Origin of the sequence: Streptomyces sp. NPDC091682, from assembly GCF_044756625.1 — a bacterium.
Classification (GTDB): Bacteria; Actinomycetota; Actinomycetes; order Streptomycetales; family Streptomycetaceae; genus Streptomyces.
Map to the genome: position 1 here is coordinate 195,747 of NZ_JBIVTH010000012.1, position 24,728 is coordinate 220,474.

The 24,728-nt window shown below is 71.9% G+C and carries 23 protein-coding genes; 10 read left to right on the forward strand and 13 right to left on the reverse strand.

The features are described 5' to 3' along the window. Nucleotides 1–165 precede the first annotated feature (165 nt). Complete coding sequence (locus ACIQK6_RS26765) at nt 166–1,125, forward strand: MBL fold metallo-hydrolase (RefSeq protein ID WP_402695604.1); 960 nt, start codon at nt 166–168, stop codon at nt 1,123–1,125. 32 nt (nt 1,126–1,157) lie between these two features. On the opposite strand, the gene ACIQK6_RS26770 is transcribed toward ACIQK6_RS26765, so the two are convergent. The 3 genes from ACIQK6_RS26770 to ACIQK6_RS26780 form a co-directional block, all read right to left on the reverse strand. Beyond that, on the reverse strand, nt 1,158–2,555 hold the full coding sequence (locus tag ACIQK6_RS26770; RefSeq protein ID WP_329106519.1) for a DUF6493 family protein: 1,398 nt from the start codon (nt 2,553–2,555) through the stop codon (nt 1,158–1,160). A 101-nt stretch (nt 2,556–2,656) separates the two neighbouring features. After that, nucleotides 2,657–3,568, reverse strand: a complete 912-nt coding sequence (locus tag ACIQK6_RS26775; RefSeq protein WP_329106521.1) for an SDR family oxidoreductase — start codon at nt 3,566–3,568, stop codon at nt 2,657–2,659. Between the two features lie 26 nt (nt 3,569–3,594). After that, nucleotides 3,595–4,221 (reverse strand): helix-turn-helix domain-containing protein, encoded by a 627-nt coding sequence (locus tag ACIQK6_RS26780; protein ID WP_329106523.1) that lies wholly within the window; start codon nt 4,219–4,221, stop codon nt 3,595–3,597. A 187-nt stretch (nt 4,222–4,408) separates the two neighbouring features. On the opposite strand from ACIQK6_RS26780, the gene ACIQK6_RS26785 reads away from it, so the two are divergent. Both ACIQK6_RS26785 and ACIQK6_RS26790 read left to right on the forward strand, forming a co-directional pair. Next, nucleotides 4,409–5,050, forward strand: coding sequence for a hypothetical protein (locus ACIQK6_RS26785; protein ID WP_329106526.1), 642 nt, complete (start codon nt 4,409–4,411; stop codon nt 5,048–5,050). 88 nt (nt 5,051–5,138) lie between these two features. Beyond that, the gene (locus tag ACIQK6_RS26790; protein ID WP_329108248.1) at nt 5,139–5,678 is read left to right on the forward strand and encodes a GNAT family N-acetyltransferase; all 540 of its coding nucleotides are present in this window, start codon (nt 5,139–5,141) and stop codon (nt 5,676–5,678) included. A gap of 98 nt (nt 5,679–5,776) precedes the next feature. Here ACIQK6_RS26790 and ACIQK6_RS26795 read toward each other — a convergent pair whose 3' ends face one another. After that, nucleotides 5,777–5,953, reverse strand: coding sequence for a hypothetical protein (locus ACIQK6_RS26795; protein ID WP_329106528.1), 177 nt, complete (start codon nt 5,951–5,953; stop codon nt 5,777–5,779). A gap of 47 nt (nt 5,954–6,000) precedes the next feature. Then, entirely contained in the window at nt 6,001–7,446 is a 1,446-nt protein-coding gene (locus ACIQK6_RS26800; RefSeq protein ID WP_329106530.1) for a tyrosinase family protein, read from the reverse strand. Between the two features lie 251 nt (nt 7,447–7,697). Here ACIQK6_RS26800 and ACIQK6_RS26805 point away from each other — a divergent pair, with 251 nt between their 5' ends. Beyond that, entirely contained in the window at nt 7,698–8,015 is a 318-nt protein-coding gene (locus ACIQK6_RS26805; protein WP_329106532.1) for an ASCH domain-containing protein, read from the forward strand. Between the two features lie 126 nt (nt 8,016–8,141). Here the strand turns inward: ACIQK6_RS26805 and ACIQK6_RS26810 are convergent, their stop codons facing one another. Continuing rightward, the gene (locus ACIQK6_RS26810) at nt 8,142–10,025 is read right to left on the reverse strand and encodes an ABC transporter ATP-binding protein (RefSeq protein WP_329106534.1); all 1,884 of its coding nucleotides are present in this window, start codon (nt 10,023–10,025) and stop codon (nt 8,142–8,144) included. Nucleotides 10,026–10,390: 365 nt separating this feature from the next. Next, nucleotides 10,391–10,936: a flavoprotein gene (locus ACIQK6_RS26815; protein ID WP_329106536.1), complete on the reverse strand. Its 546-nt coding sequence runs from the start codon at nt 10,934–10,936 to the stop codon at nt 10,391–10,393. A 161-nt stretch (nt 10,937–11,097) separates the two neighbouring features. Here ACIQK6_RS26815 and ACIQK6_RS26820 point away from each other — a divergent pair, with 161 nt between their 5' ends. Beyond that, nucleotides 11,098–11,598 (forward strand): hypothetical protein, encoded by a 501-nt coding sequence (locus ACIQK6_RS26820; protein ID WP_329106537.1) that lies wholly within the window; start codon nt 11,098–11,100, stop codon nt 11,596–11,598. 42 nt (nt 11,599–11,640) lie between these two features. On the opposite strand, the gene ACIQK6_RS26825 is transcribed toward ACIQK6_RS26820, so the two are convergent. Next, entirely contained in the window at nt 11,641–12,273 is a 633-nt protein-coding gene (locus ACIQK6_RS26825) for a GNAT family N-acetyltransferase (RefSeq protein ID WP_329106540.1), read from the reverse strand. Between the two features lie 155 nt (nt 12,274–12,428). On the opposite strand from ACIQK6_RS26825, the gene ACIQK6_RS26830 reads away from it, so the two are divergent. After that, nucleotides 12,429–13,322 (forward strand): NAD(P)H-binding protein, encoded by an 894-nt coding sequence (locus ACIQK6_RS26830; protein WP_329106542.1) that lies wholly within the window; start codon nt 12,429–12,431, stop codon nt 13,320–13,322. An 80-nt stretch (nt 13,323–13,402) separates the two neighbouring features. Continuing rightward, nucleotides 13,403–14,413 carry an AraC family transcriptional regulator gene (locus ACIQK6_RS26835; RefSeq protein ID WP_329106544.1) on the forward strand — a complete coding sequence of 337 codons (1,011 nt, stop codon included), beginning with the start codon at nt 13,403–13,405 and terminating at the stop codon, nt 14,411–14,413. A gap of 23 nt (nt 14,414–14,436) precedes the next feature. Here the strand turns inward: ACIQK6_RS26835 and ACIQK6_RS26840 are convergent, their stop codons facing one another. Further along, nucleotides 14,437–14,931 carry a GNAT family N-acetyltransferase gene (locus tag ACIQK6_RS26840; protein ID WP_329106546.1) on the reverse strand — a complete coding sequence of 165 codons (495 nt, stop codon included), beginning with the start codon at nt 14,929–14,931 and terminating at the stop codon, nt 14,437–14,439. Nucleotides 14,932–15,125: 194 nt separating this feature from the next. Between ACIQK6_RS26840 and ACIQK6_RS26845 the strand changes: the two genes are divergently transcribed. Further along, nucleotides 15,126–15,698, forward strand: coding sequence for a DUF1772 domain-containing protein (locus ACIQK6_RS26845; RefSeq protein WP_402695605.1), 573 nt, complete (start codon nt 15,126–15,128; stop codon nt 15,696–15,698). A 54-nt stretch (nt 15,699–15,752) separates the two neighbouring features. Here ACIQK6_RS26845 and cpt read toward each other — a convergent pair whose 3' ends face one another. Continuing rightward, nucleotides 15,753–16,274 carry a chloramphenicol phosphotransferase CPT gene (cpt, locus tag ACIQK6_RS26850; RefSeq protein ID WP_329108250.1) on the reverse strand — a complete coding sequence of 174 codons (522 nt, stop codon included), beginning with the start codon at nt 16,272–16,274 and terminating at the stop codon, nt 15,753–15,755. 120 nt (nt 16,275–16,394) lie between these two features. Between cpt and ACIQK6_RS26855 the strand changes: the two genes are divergently transcribed. Next, nucleotides 16,395–18,566, forward strand: coding sequence for a TerD family protein (locus ACIQK6_RS26855; RefSeq protein ID WP_402695606.1), 2,172 nt, complete (start codon nt 16,395–16,397; stop codon nt 18,564–18,566). A gap of 179 nt (nt 18,567–18,745) precedes the next feature. Here the strand turns inward: ACIQK6_RS26855 and ligA are convergent, their stop codons facing one another. The 3 genes from ligA to ACIQK6_RS26870 all read right to left on the reverse strand — a co-directional run bounded on the left by ligA (nt 18,746) and on the right by ACIQK6_RS26870 (nt 23,309). Then, nucleotides 18,746–20,809, reverse strand: coding sequence for an NAD-dependent DNA ligase LigA (gene ligA / locus ACIQK6_RS26860; protein WP_402695607.1), 2,064 nt, complete (start codon nt 20,807–20,809; stop codon nt 18,746–18,748). Nucleotides 20,810–20,924: 115 nt separating this feature from the next. Beyond that, nucleotides 20,925–22,466, reverse strand: a complete 1,542-nt coding sequence (locus tag ACIQK6_RS26865; protein WP_329106554.1) for an APC family permease — start codon at nt 22,464–22,466, stop codon at nt 20,925–20,927. A 105-nt stretch (nt 22,467–22,571) separates the two neighbouring features. Then, a complete protein-coding gene (locus ACIQK6_RS26870) occupies nt 22,572–23,309 on the reverse strand; it encodes a TetR/AcrR family transcriptional regulator (protein WP_402695608.1) in 738 nt (245 codons plus the stop codon). Between the two features lie 102 nt (nt 23,310–23,411). Between ACIQK6_RS26870 and ACIQK6_RS26875 the strand changes: the two genes are divergently transcribed. After that, nucleotides 23,412–24,662, forward strand: coding sequence for a saccharopine dehydrogenase C-terminal domain-containing protein (locus ACIQK6_RS26875; RefSeq protein WP_329106559.1), 1,251 nt, complete (start codon nt 23,412–23,414; stop codon nt 24,660–24,662). Nucleotides 24,663–24,728: the final 66 nt, after the last annotated feature.

Consider the following 24,728-nt stretch of genomic DNA (forward strand, 5'->3'; position numbering starts at 1 on the left):
CCACCGGTTCCGGCGCATTGGGAAGGGTGGGACGAGGGACCACGGGCGGGAGGAGGCGGACCAGTCCGCGTCGTGTCCGGCGCCCGGAAAACGGCGGGCCGCGGCCGGGCACGGCCCGTTACGATCGGGCCTCCACCCGATCACGGCGGTCCGACGGAGGCACCGATGACACTGGCCCCTTCGCGGACACCCGCCCATCCCGAACGGCTGGAGCAAGGACACCCGTTCCGCCAGTGGAAGACCTGGCGCATACCCGGCACCGAACTGACGCTCACCGGATACTCGCGCGCCAACGACAAGACGTTCTTCCACGTCCCCGAACTGCGCTGCGCGCTCGACGCGGGACTGGTGGAAGGACGTCAGCCGGAAACCGTCTTCCTCACCCACACCCATCACGACCATTCCAAGGACCTCGACCACCTCGCGGCCAGGCCCGACGGGGTCGACATCCACCTGCCCGCCGCGGCGGTGCCGTACGTGGAGACCTTTCTGCGGGCCTCCGCCGAACTGAACCACGGCACGGCCTACGATCCGGCCCTCGCCGCCGGTTGCCGGCTCCACGGGGTGCGCGGCGGCGACGAGTTCGCCTTCGGGCGCCGCGGCCACCACGTACGGGTGGTGGAGTGCGTGCACAAGGTGCCCTGCGTGGGATACGCCTTCGCCGAACGACGCAAGGCCCTGCTGCCGGAGTACGAGGAACTGCGCCACGACCTCGCCGCACAGGGCCGGGGCGCGGAGTTCGGCCGCATCCTGGCACAGCGGCGCAAGGCGGGCGCCGAGGTCGAACGCGAGGTCCGCAGGTCGTTGTTCGCCTTCCTCGGCGACACCCACGTCAGCGTCTTCGAGGACAACCCCTGGCTCTTCGAGTATCCGGTGATCATCACCGAGTGCACGTTTCTCGACGACGCCGAACTGGAGCGGGCCGACCGGGTCGGGCACACCGTCTGGAGCCGGTTGAAGCCCGTCGTCGAGGCCCACCCGGACACCCGATTCGTCCTCACCCACTTCAGCCTGCGTCACTCGGACCAGGACGTCCTGGACTTCTTCCACGACGAACGGCCCGACAACGTACTGCTGTGGGTGCACCCGGACAGCCGACTGCCCGAGCAGCACCAACACGGCTGACCGCCGCGGGCCGCCGTTCCCCGGGCCCCGGGTCAGACCCCCGCCAGCGCGTCCCGCAACCTCCGGGCCTGTCTGAGCAGTTGGGACGAACCCGGTCGCTGCGCGAGCGCCGTCACCTCGGGCAGCTCGCCGCGCGCGCCCGACAGCAGTGCAGAGTCCGCCGCGACGGCCAGCAGCACCCCGTGCGCCTGGGGCCGGGTGCGGGCCAGTAGTCCGGGCAGGGAGGCGGCCAGGACCGCCCAGACCGCCCCGGCGCCCTCCGGTACGGCGACGGCCGCCCGCAGTGACTCGGTCAGCAGGGGCATCCTCAGCGTTCCCAGCCCGACGAGCTCGGTCAGCTCCCGGCCCAGCAACTCGCCGTCCAGCTGGCCCCGCGAAGCCAGCAGCACCAGCGCCCGCCCGGCGGCCTGCCGCTCGGGCTCGGGTACGGCGGCGAGCCCGTAGGCCACGGCCAGGTGGACGGCGGGGCCGGCAGGGCCGTCGGTCCCGGCCAGTGCCTCCAGGAAGGCGGGGGAGCCACGGCCGTCCTGGTCGGCCGCCGACGCGACACCCGTCAGTAGCCGGGCCGCGGCTATCTCCGGGTGCCAGGGCAGGGTCGCGACGGTGTGCGCGTCCCGGTAGTCCGGCAGGGACCAGTGCGGACAGGAGATGGCCGGCTCGAAGACGCGGAACAGCGACCAGAACTGCCGCGGGAACGCGCCGCGGCCCTCGATGGCCTCGTGCCCCACCAGGATCCGACGGCCGATGCGTGCTCCCCGGCGCCTGCTGGGACGCTCGGCCTCACCCGCTTCGCGCTCCCGCCACCACGTCGGCCGGGGCAGACCGCCCTGTCGCAGCCAGGCGGCCACCCGGGTCCCCTCCGCCAGCCCCAACCCCTCCGCGGCACGCACCGCTTCGGGGTCCACCCGGCCGCCGCAGCGCAGCAGTGCCTGCCCCAGGTCCGCCGGTCCGGGCCGGACACCGAGGCGTTCGTACTCGGCGAGGCGCTCGACCAGCTCGTACGGCTCCACCGCGCCCGTCGGCCGGCTCGGTACGGAGAGCAGGAAGGGCACGGAGTCCCCGGCCCGCAACCGGGCGGCGATCTCGGCGGCGCGCGCACCCGCTATGTAGTCCAGCGCCACGTGCTGGCACAGTTCGAGCCAGCCCGCCCGGGTGTTCTCCCAGGACTCCTCCGCCCGTACCGGACCGACCGCAGCGCCGACGACGCCCGCTATGCACCGCACCTGTGCGTGCGGTTTCACCTTGAACTCGCGCGGGACGGAGCCCAGCGCGGCGGCCAGCGCCTCCCGGTCCCGGAAGTCGTGGCTCACCACGGCATTGAGCACCCGTTCGAACGGCACCACGCCGGGGTCGTGGCGACCCGCCAGCACGGCCACGACCTCGTCGGCGAGCGCATCCAGTGACGGTACGGCGAATTCCCCCTTGATCATGTGATGAAGGCTAGACCCTGCCACTGACATTGATACTCGTAGCGGGTTCCGGTGGTCGTGGCTCTGCCACTGACTGACAGCGCCCTGTCGGCGTGGTGGGATCAGAGCGGGTCGCCGAGGGGACCGTACTGCGCCTCCAAGTTCCTGGCCCAGTGCGCGGCGAAGTCGGGCTGGGTGCCGTCGGCATCCGTGAACCCGTACTCCTTGTAGAGGTCCCAGGTGGCCAGCGCCCGGCCGCTCCTGGCGATGACGTCCGGGTCGGCCGCCAGGGCCACGACGGCCCGTCCCAGATAGGCGGGAGTCTCGGAGTGGGCGAAGTTCGGGTCCTCGGCGGCGCCGTCGCGCCAGTTGGCCTCGGTGACGCCGAAATGGTCCAGCAGCGCCTCCGAGCGCAGGAAGCCCGGTGTCAGGGAGACGGCCGCGACGCCGTGCGGCCGCAGCTCGGCGGCCTGCGCGACGGCCAGCCGGATCACCGCCGACTTCGCCATGTCGTAGAAGAAGGAGCCGCGGTAGCGGGCGGTGTTGCCGTCGGTGACCTCCACGACCAGGCCGCTCCCGCGGGCGACCATGAGGGGCAGTGCGTACCGGCTGGTGATCACGTGGGTCTCCACCGCCCGTCGCAGGAGGCGCAGACCCTGGTCCAGGTCCTGTTCCCACAGGGGGTGTTCCCAGTCGGTGAGCGGGTCGCCGCCCCAGACGGAGTTGACCAGGACGTCGAGCCGGCCGTCCTGCTCCGCCGCGATCCGCGCCACGAGGGCCCGGACCTGTTCCGGGTCGCTGTGGTCGGTGCGGACCGGGATGCCCGCACCTCCGGCGGCGGTGATCCTTTCGGCCGTCTCCTCGATGGTCTCGGGGCGGTCGAGGTCGGAGCGCGCCGTTCCACTGCTGCGGCCGGTCACGTAGACGGTCGCCCCGGCGGCTCCGAGCTCGATGGCGATTCCCCGCCCGCCACCCCGGGTGCCACCTGCGACCAGCGCGACCCTCCCGGCGAGCCGTGGTGTCTTCGTCGTCATCTCTTCCTCCAGGTCTTCCAGCGGATTCACTCGGTGCAGGAGCCGGCGTCGGTGGCGTCGGTGGCGGCGGAGACATGGGGGGCCAGCACGGCGTCCAGCCCGTGCCGGACGCGCTGCACGAGGGTGCCCTCGCGGTCGAGCGCCCAGATGAGACCCGCCCCGGAGGTGACGGCCTGCACGGTGGCGGTCAGCGCCCCGACGTCCGTCGCGGCACGGAGCTCGCCCGTGGAAACGGCCTCCGCCAGGAGCGCCCCGACCGCCCGACGCTGGGCCTCGTGCACGGCGCGGGCCCGCTCGTGCAGTTCGGGGTCCGTGAGGTCCATGCACAGGAACGCCAGGTGGTTGGCGAAGGTCTCCGGCGAGACCATCGGTGCCATCCACTGCGCGAACAGGGCGGCCAGGGCCCCGAGCGCCGAGCCCTGCTCCCCGCGGATCCGGTCGGGCAGCGCGTCCGTGTCCCGTACGGACTGATCGGCCAGTGCCAGGACCAGGCCGCGCTTGGAGCCGAACCGCTGCACGAGCGTGCCGGGGACCAGGCCGACCTCGCGGGCCACCGCCGCCAGGGTCAGGCCGGACGGCCCCACCCGTCCCATCACCTCGGCCGCCGCACGCAGGATCACCTCGTCTTCCACCCCGCGGGGACGTCCGGCCACAGTCGCTCTCCTTAATAAATGCACGTACATTTATTAAACCATCCGCGCGGGCGGCCCGGGACGATCCGGAGTACCCGGCGGGGCGACGGGCCGGCGGAGGGCTCTTTGCCCACCCGCGCCGCGCCTCCCGCATGCGATGATCCCCTCGACGGGCGGGAGCCCGCCGATGTCTGGCCGGGGGGCTCGAATGAACACGTGGCGGGAACTCATAGCGCTGGTGGATGCGCGGGTGGAGGCCGCGTCGCCCAGCGAGCGCGGCGTTTTCGCCGCAGGTGTCGCCGAGCGCCTGATGAGCTGGCACGAGGCCCTGCCCGAGGACGAACGGGCGGACTTCACCCTGGGTCTGCGACCGCTCCTGAACTCGGTGTGGGAGGGCGTCCTCGGCGATTCGACGGTGTACACCGCCGTCAACCGGGGCCTAGCGGAGTACATGCTCAGCGACTACTGCCACAACGACCGCCTGGTGGGACCCGAGGACGCGTACGAGCCCGCCGCCGCAGCGACCCTCCATGCCGCGCGCGCGTATCTCTTCGGGTGCACCGACTTCGCGGTCTGGGCCAGTCGCCGGGCCATCGACGATCTGCACCTGGAGCATCTCGCCGGCGCCGTGGTCGACTGGGGAGACCCCCTCGACACCGACAAGGCGCTGATCGACGAGCTCGAACGCCAGCTGCGGGACCTCGACCGCATCACCGCGCGCTCGAAAGAACTGCGTCACGCCCGCTTCGGACTGCCCGTCCCCGCGTCCGACCGGCTCCAGGCGGAACTCCGCACGCCCCTTTCCGCCAGGGACCGACCGGGTGATCCGCCCTGCCAGTCGCCCCGCTGACGGCAGGACGCTCCGGCGTACCCGGCCGATGAGGTCCGGGCGGCCCCCGCGCGACCCGCCCTGGCCCTAACGTTGACCCGTGATCAATATGCCGTCACGGGTCGAACTGCGCCCGCTCACCGCCTCCGACCAGGACGAGTTCTGCACGCTCGTGCGGGCCAGCTCCGAACTGCACCGGCCGTGGATGCAGCTACCGTCGACCGCGCAGGAGTTCCAGGTCTGGACGCGCCGCTTCGACGACGGCACCAACCTGGGCTTCCTGGTGCGTCTCCGGGAGACCGGCGCAGCCGTCGGCATGGTGAACATCAACTCGATCATCCGGGGCCGATACCAGGGCGCGTCCCTCGGCTACGCGGCCTTCGCCCCGTCAGCAGGGCGCGGGTACCTGACCGAAGGGGTCGCCGCCACCCTGCGGTACGCCTTCACTGACCTGCGGCTCCACCGGCTGGAAGCCAACGTCCAGCCGGCGAACGCGGCATCCCTGGCCCTGGTCAAGCGGCTGGGCTTCCGCTACGAGGGGCTCTCGCCCGCCTACCTCTACATCGACGGGGACTGGCGGGACCACGAACGCTGGGCCATCACCGCACCGAGCCCCTGGACACCCGATCCGTCCCTTCCCGAGGTCTGAGTCGTACGGCGCCGCCCGTACAGCACGTCCTACGACGACCCCGAAGCGGAGGACGACGTCCATGGGGACCAGATCGTGGTCGAACCCCAGGGCCGGCTTCATCGCCCGGCGGCCGCCGCGAGGGCGACCACCAGGGCGGCCGCGGCGAGTGCCGCCGCGGCGAGGCGCGTGGGGCGCCGCGGCTTGCGGGCCAGCCGCTCCGTCAGGGCGATCCAGGCGGCGACGGCCACCAGCTCGTAGGCGAGCGAGACGCGCGGCCGCAACAACCGCCGCACGGGCGCCGTCCGTGGGGACCGCACCCGCGCCGCACCCCGAACCGTCATCAGGTGTAGCCGAGGCTGACCCGCCCGATCTCGACCGGTGGGTCCTCGGTCTCCGCGTCGACCGCGTCCACCGGGCCGAGCGCGCCGAGCGGAAGGAACGTCACGCGCAGCGCACGGTCGTCCCAGGCGTTCTCCGCCACCAGCCTGCGTACGAGCGGGGTGATCTCGACGGTCACCCGCAGACCGTGCGGGTGCTCGTCGCCGCGGGGATCCTGGGCCCTCTCGATACCGAAGAAGGACAGGTTGCCCACGCGGTGGCCCTCCGCCCGTTCGCGGGAGGCTCCGTCGGGCAGGTTGACGTAGATGCCGTAGACCGTGTCCGGGTTCTGCTCGCCCTCGATGTCCTCGACGTTGAGGTACACGCGGCGGTCGGCCTCGGGGACGGGGACGCCCAGCGCCGTGCCCAGCGACCGCGTGGTCCGTTGGTCGATCGGTACGGTGACGCTCGCCGCGCGACCGACGAGCTGCACGGTCTGCTGTGATGCGCCGGCCATCTCGCGCCGCTTGGGCGGCACCGGCCCGGACTCGTTCGGACCGCTCATCGACGCCTCGGGTACGGGGGACGGTAGTGGGGACGGGGACGGGGGAGGAGCCGGAGGCGGCGCGGGAACCGGTACGGGCGACTCGTACGTGTACCCCAGCTGACCGGCGATGTCGACGATGGCGGACGCCGCCAGATTCCGTTCGCTCCCGTCGGCGTCGAAGAACCGGTACTCCTGGGTGATCCAGCGCGGGTCCGTCGGGTTGCCGTGTCCCGGGCGGCTCGCCCATGCGAACCACAGGCGGTCGATGTTGGCGTGGTGGAGCCAGAAGATCGGGTCCAGCGCCGCGGTGTCGGTCCTTCCCATCCAGTGGCCGATGTGGCTGTGCACGGCGTTGTGCGGCGTGCTCTCGACCGCTCCGTCCCGGTTCCAGAAGGCATCGCCGTCCGGTGTGATGCCACCGCCGAACTCGGCTTCGCCGACGAACTGGGTGCGCCCCATCGCGTAGGCCGGGGAGGTGATCTCGAAGGGCAGGGGTGCACCCAGGTTGAGGCCGTGCGCCCGCTCGGCGAACAGCGGGTTGGCGCCGTCCTCCTGCTCGCGGAAGGCCGGCGGGATCCGGGCCTGCGAGGGGTCGGCGTCGTAGTCCCAGAACGGCAGCGCCCAGTCGGCCGGACCACCCAGGTCCACGACCGCGGCGCGGACGATCCGTTCGAAGTACCAGAGGTACATGCGGTGCCAGGAGAGGAAGTACCACGAGCCGTGCTTGCAGCTGTTCCACAGGGGCTTCGGCGGTGTCTCGGCCGTCCCGTGGATGGCCGCCTGGTAGGCCCAGCTCGTGGGGTCGTCCGCGTCCCGTCCCTTCATCTCGGCGACGGCTGCCGCGTAGTGCGCGAGCGTCAGGTCGTCTTCCGGCAGGGTCCACACGTTCCTGCGCACGTGCACGACCGGCTGAGGGCTCACCGCGTCCGCCTTCCGTCACGCCGGCCGTGATGCGGTTCCTGCGGTCCCGTTCCCCGCGGCCCCGTTCCCCACATCGCCGTGCCGCCAGTTCTCCATCGAGTCAGGTCGGGAAGAAATTCGGGATGAACCCTACCCAAACGTCTTCGCGTGATCGTCCAGGCGCGCGGGCCGCGGGCCGCGCGCCCGGTCGGGATTCGCCCGCCGCGACGGGGATGGGGCAAGATCCAAAAGAAACGACCTGAGGTGTGCCGATGAACCCGCAGTCCCTGTACTTCCATCCCGACTACCTCGACGCCGTGCGGGCCGGCCGGAAGACGACCACCGTCCGTTTCCGTGACCCGGTGGAGGTGGGCCCCGTCAGCCTGGTGTTCGAGCTGGACGAGGAGGTGGCCCTGCCGGGTGTCGTCACGCAGGTCACCGAGACGACGGTCGCCCGGCTCAGCGAGGCGGACGCCAGGGCGGACGGCTTCCGTGACCTGGCCGAGCTCCACGACAGGCTCCGGTACCACTACCCCGGCATCGGGCCGGCCGACGCCATCGCGGTCGTGCACTTCCGGCCGGTGCGATGAGCCCCGTTGCAAAGGGTCCTACTCCAACGAGCCGGTGGCCCCGGGCGAGCACGCCGGGAGGCGCCCTCGTCCGGGCCGGGGATCCGGGGGACGCGCGGCGCGACGCGCCCCCCGGACGTCACCGGGCTACCGGTCCTGGGAGAGCCGGACCAGCTCGGCGAAGGAGCCGTCCAGTCGCACCAGCTCCTCGTAACCGCCCTGCTCGGTGATCCGTCCCGCATCGAGGACGATGATCCGGTCGGCGAGGCGGCAGTTCTCCATCCGGTGGGTGACGATCACCGTGATCCGGTCGTCCTTCATGTCCCGCAGCCCGGAGAACACCATGTGCTCACCGCGCGGGTCCATGGCCGACGTCGGCTCGTCCATGACCAGCAGCCCGGGCTTGCGGTGGAACGCCCGCCCGCACGCCAGCCGCTGCCACTGGCCGCCGGAAGGCTCGTGCCCGCCCCAGATCGAGCGGGCCAGCAGGGTGTCCAGGCCGTCCGGGAACTCCTGGACGGTCGCCCGCATGCCGACCGCGTCCAGGGCGTCCCACACGGCTTCCTCACCGCGCGGGTCGGGCTGGCCGAGCGTGATGTTCTCCCTGGCGGAGAAGGGCCAGTACCCGTACGACTGGGTGACGAGGCCGACGTGCTGCCAGGCGGTGCGCTGGTCGGCGTCGGACGTCGGGATCCCGTCCCAGGAGACGACGCCGGACGTCGGGGCGGTCAGTGAGGTCAGCAGCCGGATCAGGGTGGACTTGCCCGCGCCGTTCTCCCCCACGACGGCGATCACCTCGCCCCGGGACAGGGTCAGGGAGACCGGTCCGAGCGAGGGGGTGTCCTTGCCTGGGTAGGTGTAGGTGGCTTCCTCCAGGCGGATCTTCTCCGGCGCGGCCTCCATGACCTGCGGGCCGCGCGGACCGGACTTTTCGGCGGCCTCAGCGACGAAGGCGGTGTAGTCGCCGAGGTAGAGGGCGTGCTGGAACATGGCGGCCCCGTACACGACGAGCTGCGAGAGGGCGGCGGTGGAGGTCCGCATGGCGACGATCGCCGTACCGGCGGCGGCGATCGCCATGTACCCGCCGATGACCAGCCCGGCGAGGGCCCCGTAGGTCGCCACGACGAAGACTCCCGAGGCGGTGGCCGCGATCAGGTAGACGGTGAGGTAGCGGGGCGCGGAGCTGACCATCCTGGAGTCGATGCGCTCGCAGACCGCCGCGTACCAGTGGTGGGCGTAGGGACGCATGCTGTTGCCGCGCAGCTCGTCGGCGAGCTTCGGGGTGGTCAGGTGCCAGCGCATCATGTGCTTGATGTTGCGGGAGGCGATCGTCTGGTTGTGGAGGCGGTAGTCGAGGCGGGCGGCATAGACCGAGCCGAGGCCGCGCGGGACCACCGACAGCAGGAGCAGCGGCAGCAGCACGGGGTGGACCACGGCGAGGACGGACGCCACGGCGACCATGTCGATCAGGCCGCCGGTGAAGCCGAGGGCGTCCTGCAGCAGCATGGCGGAGCGGGCGGATCCGGTCTCGGCGGCCTCGGAGCGTTCGGTGAAGTCGGGAGCGTCGTACGCGGCGAGTTCGACGTCCATGTGGGCGTCGACCATGGCGAGGTCTGCGAGGGTGGCCATGCCGGGATTCAGGCGGCGGGCCGCGCTGCCCGAGGTGATGGAGGCCAGTGCCCCGAGCGCGGTCATGGCGGCCGCGACGACCAGCGGCCAGGCCGCCGCCGAGATCCGTTCCTCGATGCCGTCGCCGGTCAGGAGCGGCACCATCGCCCGCGAGATCGCCGCGAGCGCTGCCGCCGTGCAGATCCCGCCGAGGATCTGGGCGCCGACCAGTACGTGGAACGCGGTGCGGTTGACGGCGAGCGCGAGCCGCGCGGTCTGCCGGAGGGCGGACGGAACGCGGCGGGCCATCTGCCCGAGCGACAGCGCCTCCATGGTCTCGTTGTGCTGGCCCCAGGTGTACTTGAACTCCGGTGGGGCGGGTGGTGCGGCCGTCTTGCGGTGCTCGGTCTGCTGCTCGGACATCCTGCGTCTCCTTCAACTGGGTTGTTTTGGAGGCCGGTTCGACGCTCGCAGCGCATGCCGGAGGAGCCCGTCTGCGCGGTGTGCGCAGGGGCGGCTGCGTGGTCGCGGGAACTGGAAGCAGTGAGTACAGCGCAGGCCGGAGGCCGGAGCAGCGGGATCTGGCCGACCTCGCGGCGACGGTTCCCTAGCCGTGGCCGCTGATCGTGTTCGGGCGCCGCCGGGCTCCCGGGCGCGGACGCACGGGAGGTTGGCCGGAACCCGCCGGTCCGGGGGTTAGCCCCCGGAAATCGCTTGCGCGCCCGTGGCGCGGCCCGCTTCCGCCGGGTCCGGGGCGCGGGGGACGGCGAGCAGTGCCGGAACGTGCTCTAGAGCTGGGGCACGGCGCGGTCGAGGGCGCCCAGGGCGTTGATGGCGGCGGGCCAGGGGAAGTGGACCGGGGCATCGGGGTCGGGGGCGTATCCGGTTTCGCCCTGGAGGAGTTCGACTCCGGCGTTGCGCAGGGTGTTCAGCGAGACTTCGAACTGCGGGTGGGCCGCGAGGGCGGTGTTGGTGCACGGCATCGCAATGACGGGCGTGCGCTTGCCCGTCGCTTCGGCGGCGAGGCCGACCACGAGGTTGTGGGTCAGACCGAGCGCCCACGCGTTGATGGTGTTGAAGGTGGCGGGTGCGAAGAGGAGGGCATCGGCCGCGGGCCAGACGTCGGGCTGGCCGGGGAGCTTGTACTGCCAGCGAACGGGATGGCCGGTGAGAGCGGCGAGTCCGTCGAGGCTTTCGGAGAGCCAGTGCGCTGCGGTGGGGGTGAGGCCGAGGCACACGTCCCAGCCGCGGGCCTGGGCGTCCTCGATGACCCGGGCGACGTCGAAGACGGGCGGGGCGGCGGAGCAGAGCAGGTGAAGGGTCTTCGTGGTCATGCCGCAATATGATCACATGGTTTGAGCTGGATCACGCTCCCGGGAGCCGGTACGGCTGCGGCGGGCGGCCCCCGCGGCTGCGCGTGCGCGGCCCGCCCGGATGGGGGAAGCTGGGTTTAGCCGCACCGCCGACAGCGGGACAGAAGGGCGAGGAGGGCCTCGTGGATACCTCAGAAGACGGCCGGCTCATTCGTGCACCCCGTTCCCGGTTCCGGTTCCGGTCCAGGGTGCGGACCGCCACCGTTCTGTGTGCGGCGGCGGCTCTTGCAGCGGCCGCCGTTCCGGCCTCCGCCCAGAGCCCCGGGGCCGTCACGGCTCCTGCGGAACCCCTCGTGGTCGTGGATTGCTTCTCGCAGTCCCAGGTACGCCCCGAGGAGTACCTGCTGGCCTGCGGGGACGGCAACAACCGCCTCGTCGAACTGACCTGGGACACCTGGGGACCGAAGACCGCGACGGCCACGGGCACCGACATGGTGAACGACTGCGTCCCCTACTGTGCCGCGGGCCGCTTCCGGTCCTACCCGGTGACGGTGACCCTGAGCGCTCCGGAACCCTGGCCGGGCCACCCGGACGTCGAGCGCTTCACCACGATCCGGCTCCTCTACACGGACACCGCTCCGGCCCCGGTCCCGAAGGACGTCACGTACAAGCTCGTGTACTGACCTGACCGTCCCAGCACCGGCTGGCAGCCCGTGGGCCCCGGTTCACCGTTCCACCTCGACCGGTCCGCGGGCTTCCGCCCGTCCCACTGACGACCCGGGCCCGCAAGCCCGCGCCCGTACGGGCCGCAGAGCCGCGGCGGGCGGCTCCGGGTCCGTCGCCAGACGGGCGTGGAGCTCGACGTCGTAGCGGACGCCGTCGTACGCGAGCTTCTGGCGCTCCCGTCCTTCCACGGCGAACCCCGCAGCACGGGCGACTGCGCACGAGCCGGGGTTGTTCACCCGGTGCCCGAGCTCCAGCCGGAACAGTTCGGCTTCGTCGAACGCCCAGCGGGCGAGGGCCCGACAGGCCTGAGAGGCCACGCCCCGCCCCCGGGCCGCAGCCGTCGTCCAGTAGGAGACCCACCCGACGGAGTGCCGCCGGTTCACCGCGCCGACCGACACGTGTCCGAGGACCGTGTCGGCCCCGTCCACGACGGAGAAGGCGTAGGCGGAAGCTGCCTCCCACTCGGCGGTGCGCTCCGCGATCCACCGCTGCGCGTCCTCCGGCGAAGCGATGGGCCGGCTGGTCTGCTCGCGCATGAGGGGATCCGCGAACGCGGCCGTCACCGGTGCCGCATCGCGGGCCGCCCATCTTCGCAGCACCAAACCCGAGGAAAATTCGATCCGTTCGCGCATGGCGCGAGTCTTCCCCTCCGCCCGCCGCCCTGTCCTCCCGTTTTCGGACCCCCAAGCCGAACGGGTACCGGTCGGCCGGGGCCGATGGACGCTCGCGCATGCAGGTGAGCTCTTCGACTATGTCGCGTCTCGTGTCGTTGGATTTGACTGGGGTCATGACGAACACGACGAAGAACGAGAACGCTACGCAGGCCACCGACCGGAGCACCGACACGCACGTGCACACCGACGCCGGCGGCATCACCCTGGTGATCGGGGGCACCGGCAAGACCGGCCGGAAGGTTGCCGAAGGGCTCACCGCTCAGGGCCGCTCCGTCAGGGTCGGATCCCGCCGCGGCGAGCCGGCTTTCGACTGGAACGACGCAACGACCTGGCTACCGGCGCTCGAAGGCGTGGACCGGGTGTACGTGACGTACTACCCCGATCTGGCCTTTCCCGGGGCGGCCGTTCAGGTGACCGCTTTCGCGGAGGTGGCGGTGGCGGCCGGGGCGCGGCGCCTGGTGCTGCTGTCGGGGCGCGGTGAAGAAGCAGCGCGGACCAGCGAGGAAGGGTTGAAGGCCACCGGGGCGGACTGGACGATCGTCCGGTCGAGTTGGTTCAACCAAAACTTCGACGAGAGCTTCTTCCTCGACTCCGTTCGGGCGGGCGAGATCGTCCTGCCGACGGCGGACGCGGTCGAGGCGTTCGTCGACACCTCGGACATCGCCGACGTGGTGGTGGCCGCGCTGACCGACGACCGGCACATCGGCAGGACGTACGAGCTGTCGGGGCCGCGCCTGATGGGTTTCGAGGACGTGGCCGCGGAACTCTCGAAGGTGACCGGCCGTGAGATCGCCTATGCGCCGATCCCGATGGAGGACTATCGTGCGGTGCTGCGTGAGAACGGGCTGCCGGAGGAGTTCGCCGAACTCTTCACCCTGATCCTGGACGGGCGCAACGCGCACCTCGTGAACGGGGTCGAGGAGGTGCTGGGGCGGCCGCCCCGGGATTTCTCGGACTTCGCCCGGGAGGCGGCGGCCACCGGAGTGTGGGACGTCCGGGCCGTCTGATGCGGACCGCTCGCGCCCGTGCCCGGGTTCGTGCCCGGGTTCGTGCCGGGGTGTCGTTCCGTCGTGGTGAGGATGTGCGCATGGACATGGTGGCCGGTCTCCTGGCGGGCCCGCAGGCCCGGGGCGCGTTCCTGCTGAAGTCGGTGCTCGACCCTCCGTGGTCGGTGCGGATCGAGGACCGCGCCCCGCTGTCGGTGGTGACCATGGTGCAGGGCTCAGCCTGGCTGCTGCCCGACGACCGGGGCGCCGAGCCGGTACGGATCGGCCCCGGGGACGTGGCCGTCGTACGGGGGCCCGTGCCCTACACGGTCGCGGACCTGCCGGACACCCCCGTCCAGATCACGGTCGGGCCGGACCAGCGGTGCAGTACGCCGCAGGGGGAGGACGTTTCGGAGTCGATGGCTCTGGGCGTGCGGACCTGGGGCGTCGCCCGCCCGGGCGCAGGGGCGGCGGTGATGCTGAGCGGTACCTACCAGGCGCCGGGCGAGGTCGGCGGCCGGCTGCTGAGCGCGCTGCCCACGATCCTGGTGAGGCCGGCCGGAACCGCCGACGCCACCCTGATCACGCTCCTCGGCTCGGAGATCTCCAGCGAGGAGCCCGGCCAGGAGGTGGTCCTGGACCGGCTGTTGGACCTCTTGTTGATCGGGGTGTTGCGGGCGTGGCTCGCGGCACCCGGGTCCGGGGCCCCGGGCTGGTTCCGGGCGCAGGGCGATCCGGTGGTCGGGCCGGCGCTGCGGCTGCTGCACGAGAGTCCGGCGCACGCGTGGACCGTGGAGGAGCTGGCCCTGAAGGTGGGCGTCTCCCGGGCGTCGCTGGCGCGCCGGTTCACGGAGGTCGTCGGCGAGCCGCCGGTCGGCTATCTGACCGGCTGGCGCCTGGCGCTGGCGGCCGATCTCCTGCGGGAACCGGACGCCACGGTCGAGAAGGTGGCCCGCAAGGTCGGCTACAGCAGTGCCTTCGCACTGTCCGCCGCCTTCAAGCGGGTCCGCGGGGTCAGCCCGCGGGAGTTCCGCTCGGGGACGACGGCGCCGGCTGCGGCGATGGCGCAGGGGCCGCGGGGCACGGTCGTGCTCGGCCGGTCCGTTTCCTGACGGCGGATCCGCACGACACCCCCTCAGGGGGTGAAGGAGAGCTTGGCGACGCGCTGGTCACCGCTGAGTTCGCCGGTGGGGCGGAAGCCGAGGCCGAGGTAGAAGGGCTCGGGGCTGTTCGCGCCGGTGTTCCAGCTGACGTACACGTCGTGGATGCCACGGGCGCGGATCTCTTCGGTGGCCGCCCGGACGGCGAAGCGGCCGTAGCCCTTGCCCTGGTGGCGGGCGTCGATGTTGAGGCGCCAGATGCCGCTGCGCCGGTCGTTCGGGTCGGCGGCCGGGTCCCAGACGACGTCGTGGAAGGCCATCACGAAGCCGACGGTCTCGTGGCCGTCGACGATGGCCCGGGGCCAGGCCGTCGCGGTGTGCACGTAGGCCTCGGCGAGCGACTTCACCACGGGGGAGACCAAGTGGGCCTGGTCGGGGCGGACCTGTATCGCGCAGACCGCGTCGAAGTTGTCGCTGGTGACGGGCTCCAGGCGCAGCGGGTTCGGTCCGGGGGTGTTCGGGGCTGACATGGCCCCAGCGTATCCCCGGCTCCGGCGCTCCCCGGGAGTGCGCAGCAATGGCTAAAGATTCACCCAAGGGGTTGGCGAACCCCAGCGGGAGATCGAACAGGTGATGTCACGATCGGGCGTTCGTGTTCAGAACGCGTCGCACCGCACTGCATCGCACCGTGCCGTATTGACTGTTGGAAGAGGACGAGAGTCGAATGACCATCAACCCGACGCCGCACGTTCCGAGCCCGCCGCCGACCTCGTCGACGACGCCGGACCGACCGCAGAGCACCCGGCTCGCCGCCGTCCTGATCACGCTGTCCACCGTTCTGGTGGGTCTGATGGCCGGACTGTTCTTCGCCTTCGACGTCTCGGTGATGCCGGGGCTGGCGGCCGGCGACGAGCAGACGTACGTCACCGCGATGCGTGCCTTCAACCGGGCCATCGACGGCAATCCGCTCTTCGGCTCGGTGTTCCTGCTGGCCCTGCTGGCGGCCGCCGCTTCGACGGTGGTGGAGCACCGCGGCGGCCGCCGCGCCACCGCCCTGTGGGTGGGGGTGGCCGCGGTCGCGTACCTCGTCGTCCTCGTGATCACCTTCGGCGTGAACATCCCGCTCAACAACGAGTTGGCCGACGGGGGCGCGGTCGAGCAGATGACGGACTTCTCGATCGTCGAGCGGTTCAAGACCACCTGGGTCACCACGAACATCGTCCGCACCCTGCTCTGCACCGCGGCCCTCACCGCCCTCGCCCGCGCGACACTGCTCCACGGACGCGCCACGCGCTGATCGGGCCGGGCGCATCCGCCGGGGAGTCCCTTCACCACGGAAGGGACTCCCCGGTCAGCCGGTGTGGGAGGCGATGATCCGTGCGCACTCCAGGGGTTCGGTGTGCGCGGTGTCCACCTCGAGGTCGTAGGTCACTCCCCGGTGCACGGCGTCCGCTTGCGCTGCGGCCATTCCCCTGACGCGGTCCCCCCGCGCGATCTCCCGGCCCGCGGCCACCGCCTCGTCGCACCGCACGCCGACCCACAGGACCGGCACGTCGCCCAGCGCGTTCCGCCACCGTTGCTGGGACGCCGCCCCACCGAGGAACACGTCGTCGACGATGATCCGCGCCCCCGCCCGGGCCATCGTCACGATCCCCTCGGTCCAGGCCGCCTCCAGCGCCCGGAAGGTCTTCCCGACGCTCACCGTGCCGTCCGACGCGATCTCGATCCCCGCCTCGGCCGCCTGCATCGCGGCGGGCAGGGCGTCGACGAACGCATCGCACCCGAACGACAGCCACGGGTCGGGCAGCACGGCCTGCAGACACCGTACGATCCCGGACTTCCCCGAGCTGGAACCACCGTTGAGAATGATCATCTGAGTCACCGCGCCACAGTAGGACACCAACCGTCCGGTACGGAACGGGCTCGGGCGGACCCCGATGCGCCCCGGGAAAACCGGGTGCGGCGGCCCGTACGGCCTTGGGATCATGCGGGAATGGTCCACCGACTCGACCCTCTCGTACTCCGGCACACCCGCCGCCTTCCCCGACCCGCGGGACCCGTCGGGGAAGGCGCCGTCGCGGCGCGGCAGTTCGACGCCGCCCTGATGTCCGTGGGCTTCAAGCTCTCGGCGGAGCTGCTCGAGCACCTGTCGGGACTGTCCGGGCCGGCGGTCGTCGACACCGCCGTACGGACGTTGGGCACCGTCCGCGAGATGGTCGGCGACCACGTCCGGCACAACGCGTACTTCATCGACTTCCCGGCCAACGTGCCGGACGCCTTCGACTTCTGGATGCAGTGCATCGCCGGGGCGCTCGCCGACGACGACGCGCGCGCGAGCACGCTGGAGCAACTGAGCACCGGCGTCGTCAACCTGCTCACGCTCCCCTCGTACGGGAACTACCGGCACACGTACGCCGAGATGCTGACCCACCACGACGAGCTGATCGCCGCGGCGGGCGACCGCATGACGGTCCTGCACCTCGGGGCCGACCCGGGCGACGAACTCACCTCCCTCTACCTGGCCTTGGCGGGCAGCACCACACCCCTGGGCGAGGACGGCCTGCGGGACCTGCGGGAGCTGGCCGGCCACTGCGCGGACGGACCGCAGCCCGAGGAGATCCCCGTACGGGAGAACCGGGCCGTGGTCAACGAGGCCCGGCTGAAGGCCGGTGCGAGCCTGCTGCTGAACACGGTCACCGACGTGCTCCGGCTCGCCTGCGCGCTCGCCGGTGGCGACGTCGGCCTGCAGGAGCCGACGCGGCTGCGCGGCCTCTCCCGTCCGGTGCGCCGGGCCCTGCTCGCGGGCCTCGACGCGGTCGTCGGCGCGGCGCCCGCCAAGCTCGCCGACGTGCACGCGCACCGCGAGATGTGGAAACGGCTCGGCGAACGGCTGCACCCGCACGAGTACCCGCAGTGGCCGCACGCGGCCGACGTGTTCGCCGTCGCCCGCGGCGAGAAGACGGTGCGCACTTTCGACAGCCGGGTGGAGGAACTCCACGCCCGGCTCGACCCCACCGGCGCGGCCGAACTGCTGAAGGCCGCGCCCGGAAAGCTGCTGCGCTCCCTGGACCGGCTGCTGCGCTCCGCCCCCACCCAAGGCGAGCGCGACGCGGTCGCGGCCGCCGCCGAGCAGGCCGTCCCCGACGCCTCCGGGCGGGTCCTGCTGTCGGTGCGCGAGCACCTGCACAACCGCGCGAAGGAGACCGGGGAGCAGCGGGTGTTCGTCAACCGCTCCGGCCGGGCCTGGGTGACCGCGGACACCCGTCCGCCGGTGTGCGCACCCGAGCGGGGGCGGATGATCGCCGCGATCGACGCGGAGTTGCGGCGCCGGGTGCCCGCCGTGGACCACCTGCTGATCGACCCGGACGTCCTGGACGTCGCCCTGCCGCTCAGCAGCAGGGCGACCGCGCCCGGGTTCGGCGTGCTGCCGCGCGGCTCGGTGTCCGCGGTCGACGGCGAGCTGCTGCGCTTCTTCGTGTACTGGAAGCAGGCCGCGCGCAGCACCGACTACGACCTGTCGGCGGTGCTGCTCGACACTGACTACTCGACCGTCTCCTGGCTGTCGTACACCAACCTGACCGAGATCGGGGGCGCGCATTCCGGTGACATCACGGACGCGCCCGACGGTGCCTCGGAATTCATCGACCTGCGACTGGACGCGGTGCGCGCCACCTGCATCGTCCCGCAGGTCAACATCTACTCCGGGGAAGGCTTCGAAGAGGTCGAGGAGTCGTTCTTCGGGTTCATGCTGCGCGGGGCCGAGCAGCAGGGACGACCCTTCGAGCCGCGCACGGTGCGCATGAAGTCGGACCTGCGCGGTCCGGGCCGGATCGCGCTGCCGCTGGTGTTCCTGCGCGGGTCCGACGGCCGGTGGCGCGCCAAGTGGCTGCACCTGTACCTGACGGGCTCTCCGTCGTACAACCGGGTCGAGGACAACCGCGTGAGGGTCGCGACGCTGATGCGTGCGGTCGCCGATCGCGAGCAGCTCACCGTCCGCTACCTCATCGAGCTGATGACCGGCAGCGCGACGACCGTCACCGTGTGGGACGGCAAGACCGTTCCGGCGGGTCCCGTCACCTACGTCGGCCTGGAGCGGCCCGAGAAACTGCACCCGGGATCGCGGATCGTCACCCCCGAAAACCTGCGTGACCTGATCCCCGCCTGACTGTTAGCGTGACCGTGGCGAGGCCATGAAGGGGCTTCCTTCTCAACACTCCTAAAATAGCCCCTTCGCTTTCCTCGCCACCGACTTGAGACCTCCGGCCGTCTCCGCAGCACGCGGGACGGCCGGAGGTCTTTTCCGTGTCGGACGCCGGGCCGCCGGCCGGGCGGGATCAGCTCGGCTCAGCCCAGGAAGTCGGCGACCAGCTCGGCGAAGGCCTCCGGGGTGAGGACCTCGACACCCAGCTCCGCGGCCTTGACCGCCTTCGAACTGGGCTTGCCGCTCGCGGAGGGCGCGGAGACCAGGATGGTGGTCTTGGCGCTGACGCTGCTGCCCGCACGCCCGCCCGCCTTCTCGATCAGTGCGTTCATCGCCTCCCGCCCCTGGCCCTCGAGCGCTCCGGTCATTTTCCCGGTCACCACCACGACCTTGCCGGCCAGCGGACCCGACTCCTGCGCCGCCGCCGCTTCCTGCGGCTCGCTCATGTTGACGCCCGCCGCTGCGAGCTTGTCGATGACCGGTGCCAGGGCGGCGATCTGCTCGACGATCACCGGTGCCTTCTCCGGACCGATGCCGTCCACGGCCTGCATGGCCAGGGCATCGGCCCGCCGGACGGCGTCCATGGTGCCGAAGTGCCGGGCGATGCGGCGCGAGATGCTGCGCCCGGTGCCCAGAACGCCCAGCGCGCAGACGACGCGGCTCAGTGGCCGGGTCTTCGCCGCCTCGATCTGCTCGGCGAGCTTCGCGGCTCGCTTGGCGCTGCCGGAAGCAGCGGTGAGCTGGTCGAGGGAAAGGGTGAACAGGTCGGCGACGTCGGTGACGTCACCGGTGTCGACCAGGGCCTTGACGTACGTCTTGCCCAACCCGTCGATGTCGAGCATCTCGCGCCCGGCGGCGTACTCGATGAGGGCCGGCAGCGCGCAGGCAGCGCCCTGCGCGCAGCGCCACCGCTCCTGGGTCTTGTTGATCTCACCGCCGCAGTGGGGGCACGCGTCGGGCAGCGGCACCTCCGTCGCTCCGTCCGGGCGCAGCGCCACCACGGCGGCCTGGACCCGCGGGATGATGTCGCCCGCCTTGTAGACCGTCACGGTGTCGCCCAGGTGGAGGTCACGACGCCGGATGTCGGCCGGGTTGTGGAGGGTGGCCCGGGTGACCGTGGACCCGTCGATCAGGACCGGGGCGAGTACGGCGGTCGGGGCGAGCACCCCGGTCCTGCCGACCTCCCACACCACGTCCTCCAGTACGGTCTGCCGCTCGACGGCCGGCAGCTTGAAGGCGACGGCGAAGTAGGGGAACCGGCTGCCCAGTCCCACGGCTTCCTGCTCGCCCGCGTCGTTGAGCTTGATCACGACGCCGTCGATCCCGAACGGCAGCCCCGCCCGCAGGGCGGCGATCTCGTCCACCCGCTGCTGGGCCTCGGCGAGGGTGGCGACCACGTGCAGTCCGACCGGGGTGTCCGCGGTCGTCCGGACTCCGGCGCGAGCGACGGCGGCCAGGGCCTCGTCGTGCGTGGCTCCGGCGGGAAGGAACGATTCTCCGTCCAGTTCGACCGCGCCGTACGTCCAGAAGGTCATCATCAGCCGGTACGGGCGGTCCTTGGCCCGCAGCGTGCCGGCCGTGCCGTTGCGGGGGTTGGCGAAGACCTGCGCGCCGTGCGCCGTACGGACCGCGTTCGCCGTCTCGAACTGCTCCTGGGTGAACAGCACCTCGCCGCGCACCTCGAAGGTGGCCGGTACGGGCAGCCGCTCGGGCAGGCCCTCGATCTGCCCGATGACATGGCTGACGTCCTCACCGGTGCTGCCGTCGCCGCGCGTGATGATCTGCACCAGCCGACCGGACCGGTACCGGGCCGCAACGGCCGCGCCGTCCAGCTTGGGTTCGACGGTGAACCCGCCGGCCGGGGCCTTCCCCAACCGCCGCTGGAGGGACTCGCCCCACGACAGCAGGCCGTCCGGGTTGAACACGTTGTCCAGGCTGAGCAGCCGGGTGGTGTGCGCGACGTCGCCGGCCGGGGCGGCGCCGTCGCCGACCAGCCCGGTGGGGGAGTCGGCGGCGACGTCGTCGGGGTGCTCCGTCTCCCACGCCAGCACGGCGAGCCGGAGCCGGTCGTAGGTGGCATCGTCCATGGAGCTGTCGCCGTCGGCGTAGTACGCCCCCGATGCCTCGCGCAGGAGCCCGAGCGCGGCCTCGTACTCCGTGCGGCTGGACGTGCTGGACAGCGCCTGATCGGCGGAAAGGTTCATCATGGGAGTGATCCTCTCGCGAGCCACTGACAATCGCCCCGGCCCGCTTTGGCCCGCTCACCGCCGCCCCCTCGCGGTGGGCGTGCGGGCCGTCACGACCGGCACGCCCACCGCGTGTTCAACCTTGTACGACGGGCTCCGCCGCCCGGGCCGCGGGGCTTCGCGCCGACCGCTCCGCCGGGTCCACCGGGCCTTCGTGGACGGTCGGGCGCTCCGCCCAGAACGCCCCGGACGCCGCGCGCCGGGCGAGCATCACCAGCAGCCCCGCGAGGCTCAGGCCGAGGGCGATGACCAGCGGCGGGCCGAGACCGAACCACGACGTCCCGCCGGAGGAGTTGGCGGGGTCCGCCATGTCGACGACCGCCTCGACGAGCAGCCAGATCAGCATCCCCGCTCCGATGAGGGGACCGGCGCCGATGAACAGGAACGCGCGCACCCCCGTGGTCAGCAGGCGCCGGTGGTAGATCGCGCAGGCGATGCCGGTGAGGGCGTAGTAGAAGGCGATCAGCAGGGAGAGGGCCGTCAGCGAGTCGGCGAGCGCGTTCTCGCTGACCTGGTGGATGAACAGGTACCAGACGGTGGCCGTGCCGGCGACCCACCAGGTGCTGACGGCAGGGGTGCGGTACCGGTCGTGGATCAGACCGAACCGGCGGGGGAGGGCGTGCCTGCGCGCCATGGACAGGGCGGTGCGGGACGCCGGGATGATCGTCGTCTGGGTCGAGGCGAGCGCCGAGGTGGCGACGGCGACGAGGACGATCCAGTCCCAGCCGCCGAGGGCCTCGCGGGCCAGGGAGGCGAAGACGGCCTCCTCGTCGTCGGCGTGCGCGGCGAGGTACCCGGTGCCGGCGTACGCGACCACCGCGAAGGCCACGGAGACATAGGTGGCCAGCAGGACCACGGTCGACCAGATGCCGGCCCGGCCCGGGGCGGACGAGGGGTCCTTCGTCTCCTCGGTGAGGTTGACCGCCGACTCCCAGCCCCAGTAGACGAAGACCCCCAGGAGCAGCCCGCCGGTCAGCGCCGTGCTCCCGGCCCCGAACGGGTCGAGCCAGTCGACGGACGGGCGCAGCGCGCCCGGGGATCCGGATCCGGCGTACACCCGGTACAGGGCGACGGCCGCGAACACGAACAGGCAGACGGTCTGCAGCAGTACGAGGACGTTCTGCAGACGGGCCGCCGCCTGGGTGTCCCGGACGCACAGCGCCGCCATCGTCACGATCACCAGCACGGTGAGCGCCTGGCGGATCAGGGTGTTCCCGGCCCAGCCGTCCAGACCGACGGCCAGCAGACCGAAGTTGACGGCGACGTCGGCGAGCGAGCCGACCACCAGCACCCCGGTCATGGTGATCGCCCAGCCGCCCAGCCAGCCGGTCGTGGGCCCCAGTGCGCGCGTCACCCACGAAAAGGTCGTGCCGCAGTCGGGGTCGGCCCGGTTCAGGTAGTAGAAAGCGGAAGCGATGAGCACCATGGGAACGAACGACGCGAGCATCACCCCGGGGGCGTGGACGCCGACCAGGGCGACGATCGGCCCGATCACGGCGGCAAGGGAGTACGCCGGCGAGGTCGCGTTCAGCCCGATGGCGAGGGCGTCGACGAACCCGATCGCGTTCGGTTTGAGCGTGGCGGTGGCGGCGGGCGTCCGCGGGGTGTCTTCGACCATGGTCCCTCACTGGTGCACGGTGAACGGGGCGTGAATGCGATGAGGAAACCCGTGCTCCGCGCAAGGGGTCAATGGTGTTGGCATAAGCGCGGGCGGAAGGCCGGGTCAGCCGCGCCCCGCTGCGCCCCCGCCCCCGGCACCCGCCGCCCCGGCGAGCTGTCTCTCGGCGGTGTCCAGCAGCATGTCCAGCGCGACCGGGTACGCGCTGTGGGGCATCCGTGCGGCCAACAGCCCCGCGGTGGCCGCGATGTTCGGGGACGCGTCGGCCGGCAGCCGGGCGTACGTGGACTCCCACCGCTCCTCGTCCGACTCGCGCGCCTTGTCCGTCAGCGCGAGGGGTCCCGCGTCGAGCGCCGCGAAGGCCAGGGCCTGGTCGATGTAGGCGTGGTAGATCCGTACGGCGTCCACGTCCGCGAAGCCCGCGGTGCGCAGGCTGCCGAGGATCGCCTCGTCGGCCGCGATCTCGCGCGGCCGGCCGCTCACCCGGCTCGCGGTCAGCAGGGCGGCCTGCGGGTGGGCGAGATAGGCGCCGTGGATGCGCAGCCCGAGTGAGCGCAGGTCGTCGCGCCACCGCCCGGTGGGGACCCAGCCGTCGAGCGCCCGGCCGATCAGCTCCTCGCCGATGGCGAGGGTCAGACCGTCCATGCCGTCGAAGTACCGGTACAAGGTGCTGGGGTCCGCCCCCAGAGCGGCGCCCAGCCGCCGGGCGGACAGGCCCGCGCTCCCGTGCTCCCGCACCATCCGCAGGGCCGTCTCGACGATCAGCCGCTCGGAGAGCACCGTCCCCTGCCGGGTCGGGCGCCGCCGCCTGCGGGCCTCCTCCGGGACCACGTCCTTCGCCATCGTCCGCCTCCCATCCTTATGCCAACACCATTGACCTTAACTCGGACGGAACGGTTCCATCAGCCCCCTGAGGCGCACGCCTCACAGAGAAAGGACCTCGCCATGCGTGTTCTGCTTGTGGGTGCCGGCGGTGTCGGGAGCGCGATCACCAAGATCGCCGCCCGCCGCGACTTCTTCGACCACTTCGTCGTCGCCGACTACGACCCGGCCCGCGCCGAGGCCGCCGTCGCGGCCCTGGGCGCGGACGAGCAGAGGTTCAGCGCCTGCCGCGTCGACGCCTCCGACGAAGAGGCGGTCACCCGGCTGCTCACCGAGCGCGGGTGCGACGTCCTGATGAACGCCACCGACCCGCGCTTCGTGATGCCCCTGTTCAACGCCGCGCTCGCGGCGGGCAGCCACTACCTCGACATGGCCATGTCCCTCTCCCGCCCGCACCCCGACCACCCGCACGGCGAATGCGGGGTGAAGCTCGGCGACGAGCAGTTCGAAAAGGCCGAGGAGTGGGAGAAGTCGGGCCGCCTCGCCCTCGTCGGCATGGGCGTCGAGCCCGGACTCTCGGACGTCTTCGCCCGCTACGCCGCCGACCACCTCTTCGACGACATCGAGGAGATCGGCATCCGCGACGGGGCGAACCTGGCCGTCGAGGGCTACGACTTCGCCCCGTCCTTCAACATCTGGACGACGATCGAGGAGTGCCTGAACCCGCCCGTGGTCTACGAGCGCGAGCGCGGCTGGTTCACCACCGAGCCGTTCAGCGAGCCGGAGGTCTTCGACTTCCCCGAGGGCATCGGCCCCGTCGAGTGCGTCAACGTCGAACACGAGGAGGTCCTCCTGGTCCCGCGCTGGGTCGGAGCCCGCCGGGTCACCTTCAAGTACGGCCTCGGCGACGACTTCATCGGCAAGCTCAAGACCCTCCACGCCCTCGGCCTGGACTCCACCGAACGGGTCGCGGTCCGCGCGGAGGACGGCAGCACGGTCCGGATCTCGCCCCGCGACGTGGTCGCGGCCTGCCTGCCCGACCCGGCGACCCTCGGGGACCGGATGACCGGAAAGACCTGCGCCGGCACCTGGGTCAAGGGCACGAAGGACGGCCTGCCCCGCGAGGTCTACCTCTACCACGTGGTCGACAACCAGTGGTCCATGCGCGAGTACGGTTCCCAGGCCGTCGTGTGGCAGACCGCCGTCAACCCGGTGGTGGCCCTCGAACTCCTGGCCACCGGCGTTTGGTCGCAGCCCGGCGTCCTGGGCCCCGAGGCCCTTGCGCCGCTCCCCTTCCTGGACCTGCTCACCGCGTACGGCTCCCCGTGGGGCATGCGGGAACACGGCGCCGGGGGCGGGGTCGCGGCACGCTGACCACCGGGCGCACCGCGGCGGGGCGGGCGGCACCGCCGGGTGGCCGCCGCCACTCGCATTTTTTGG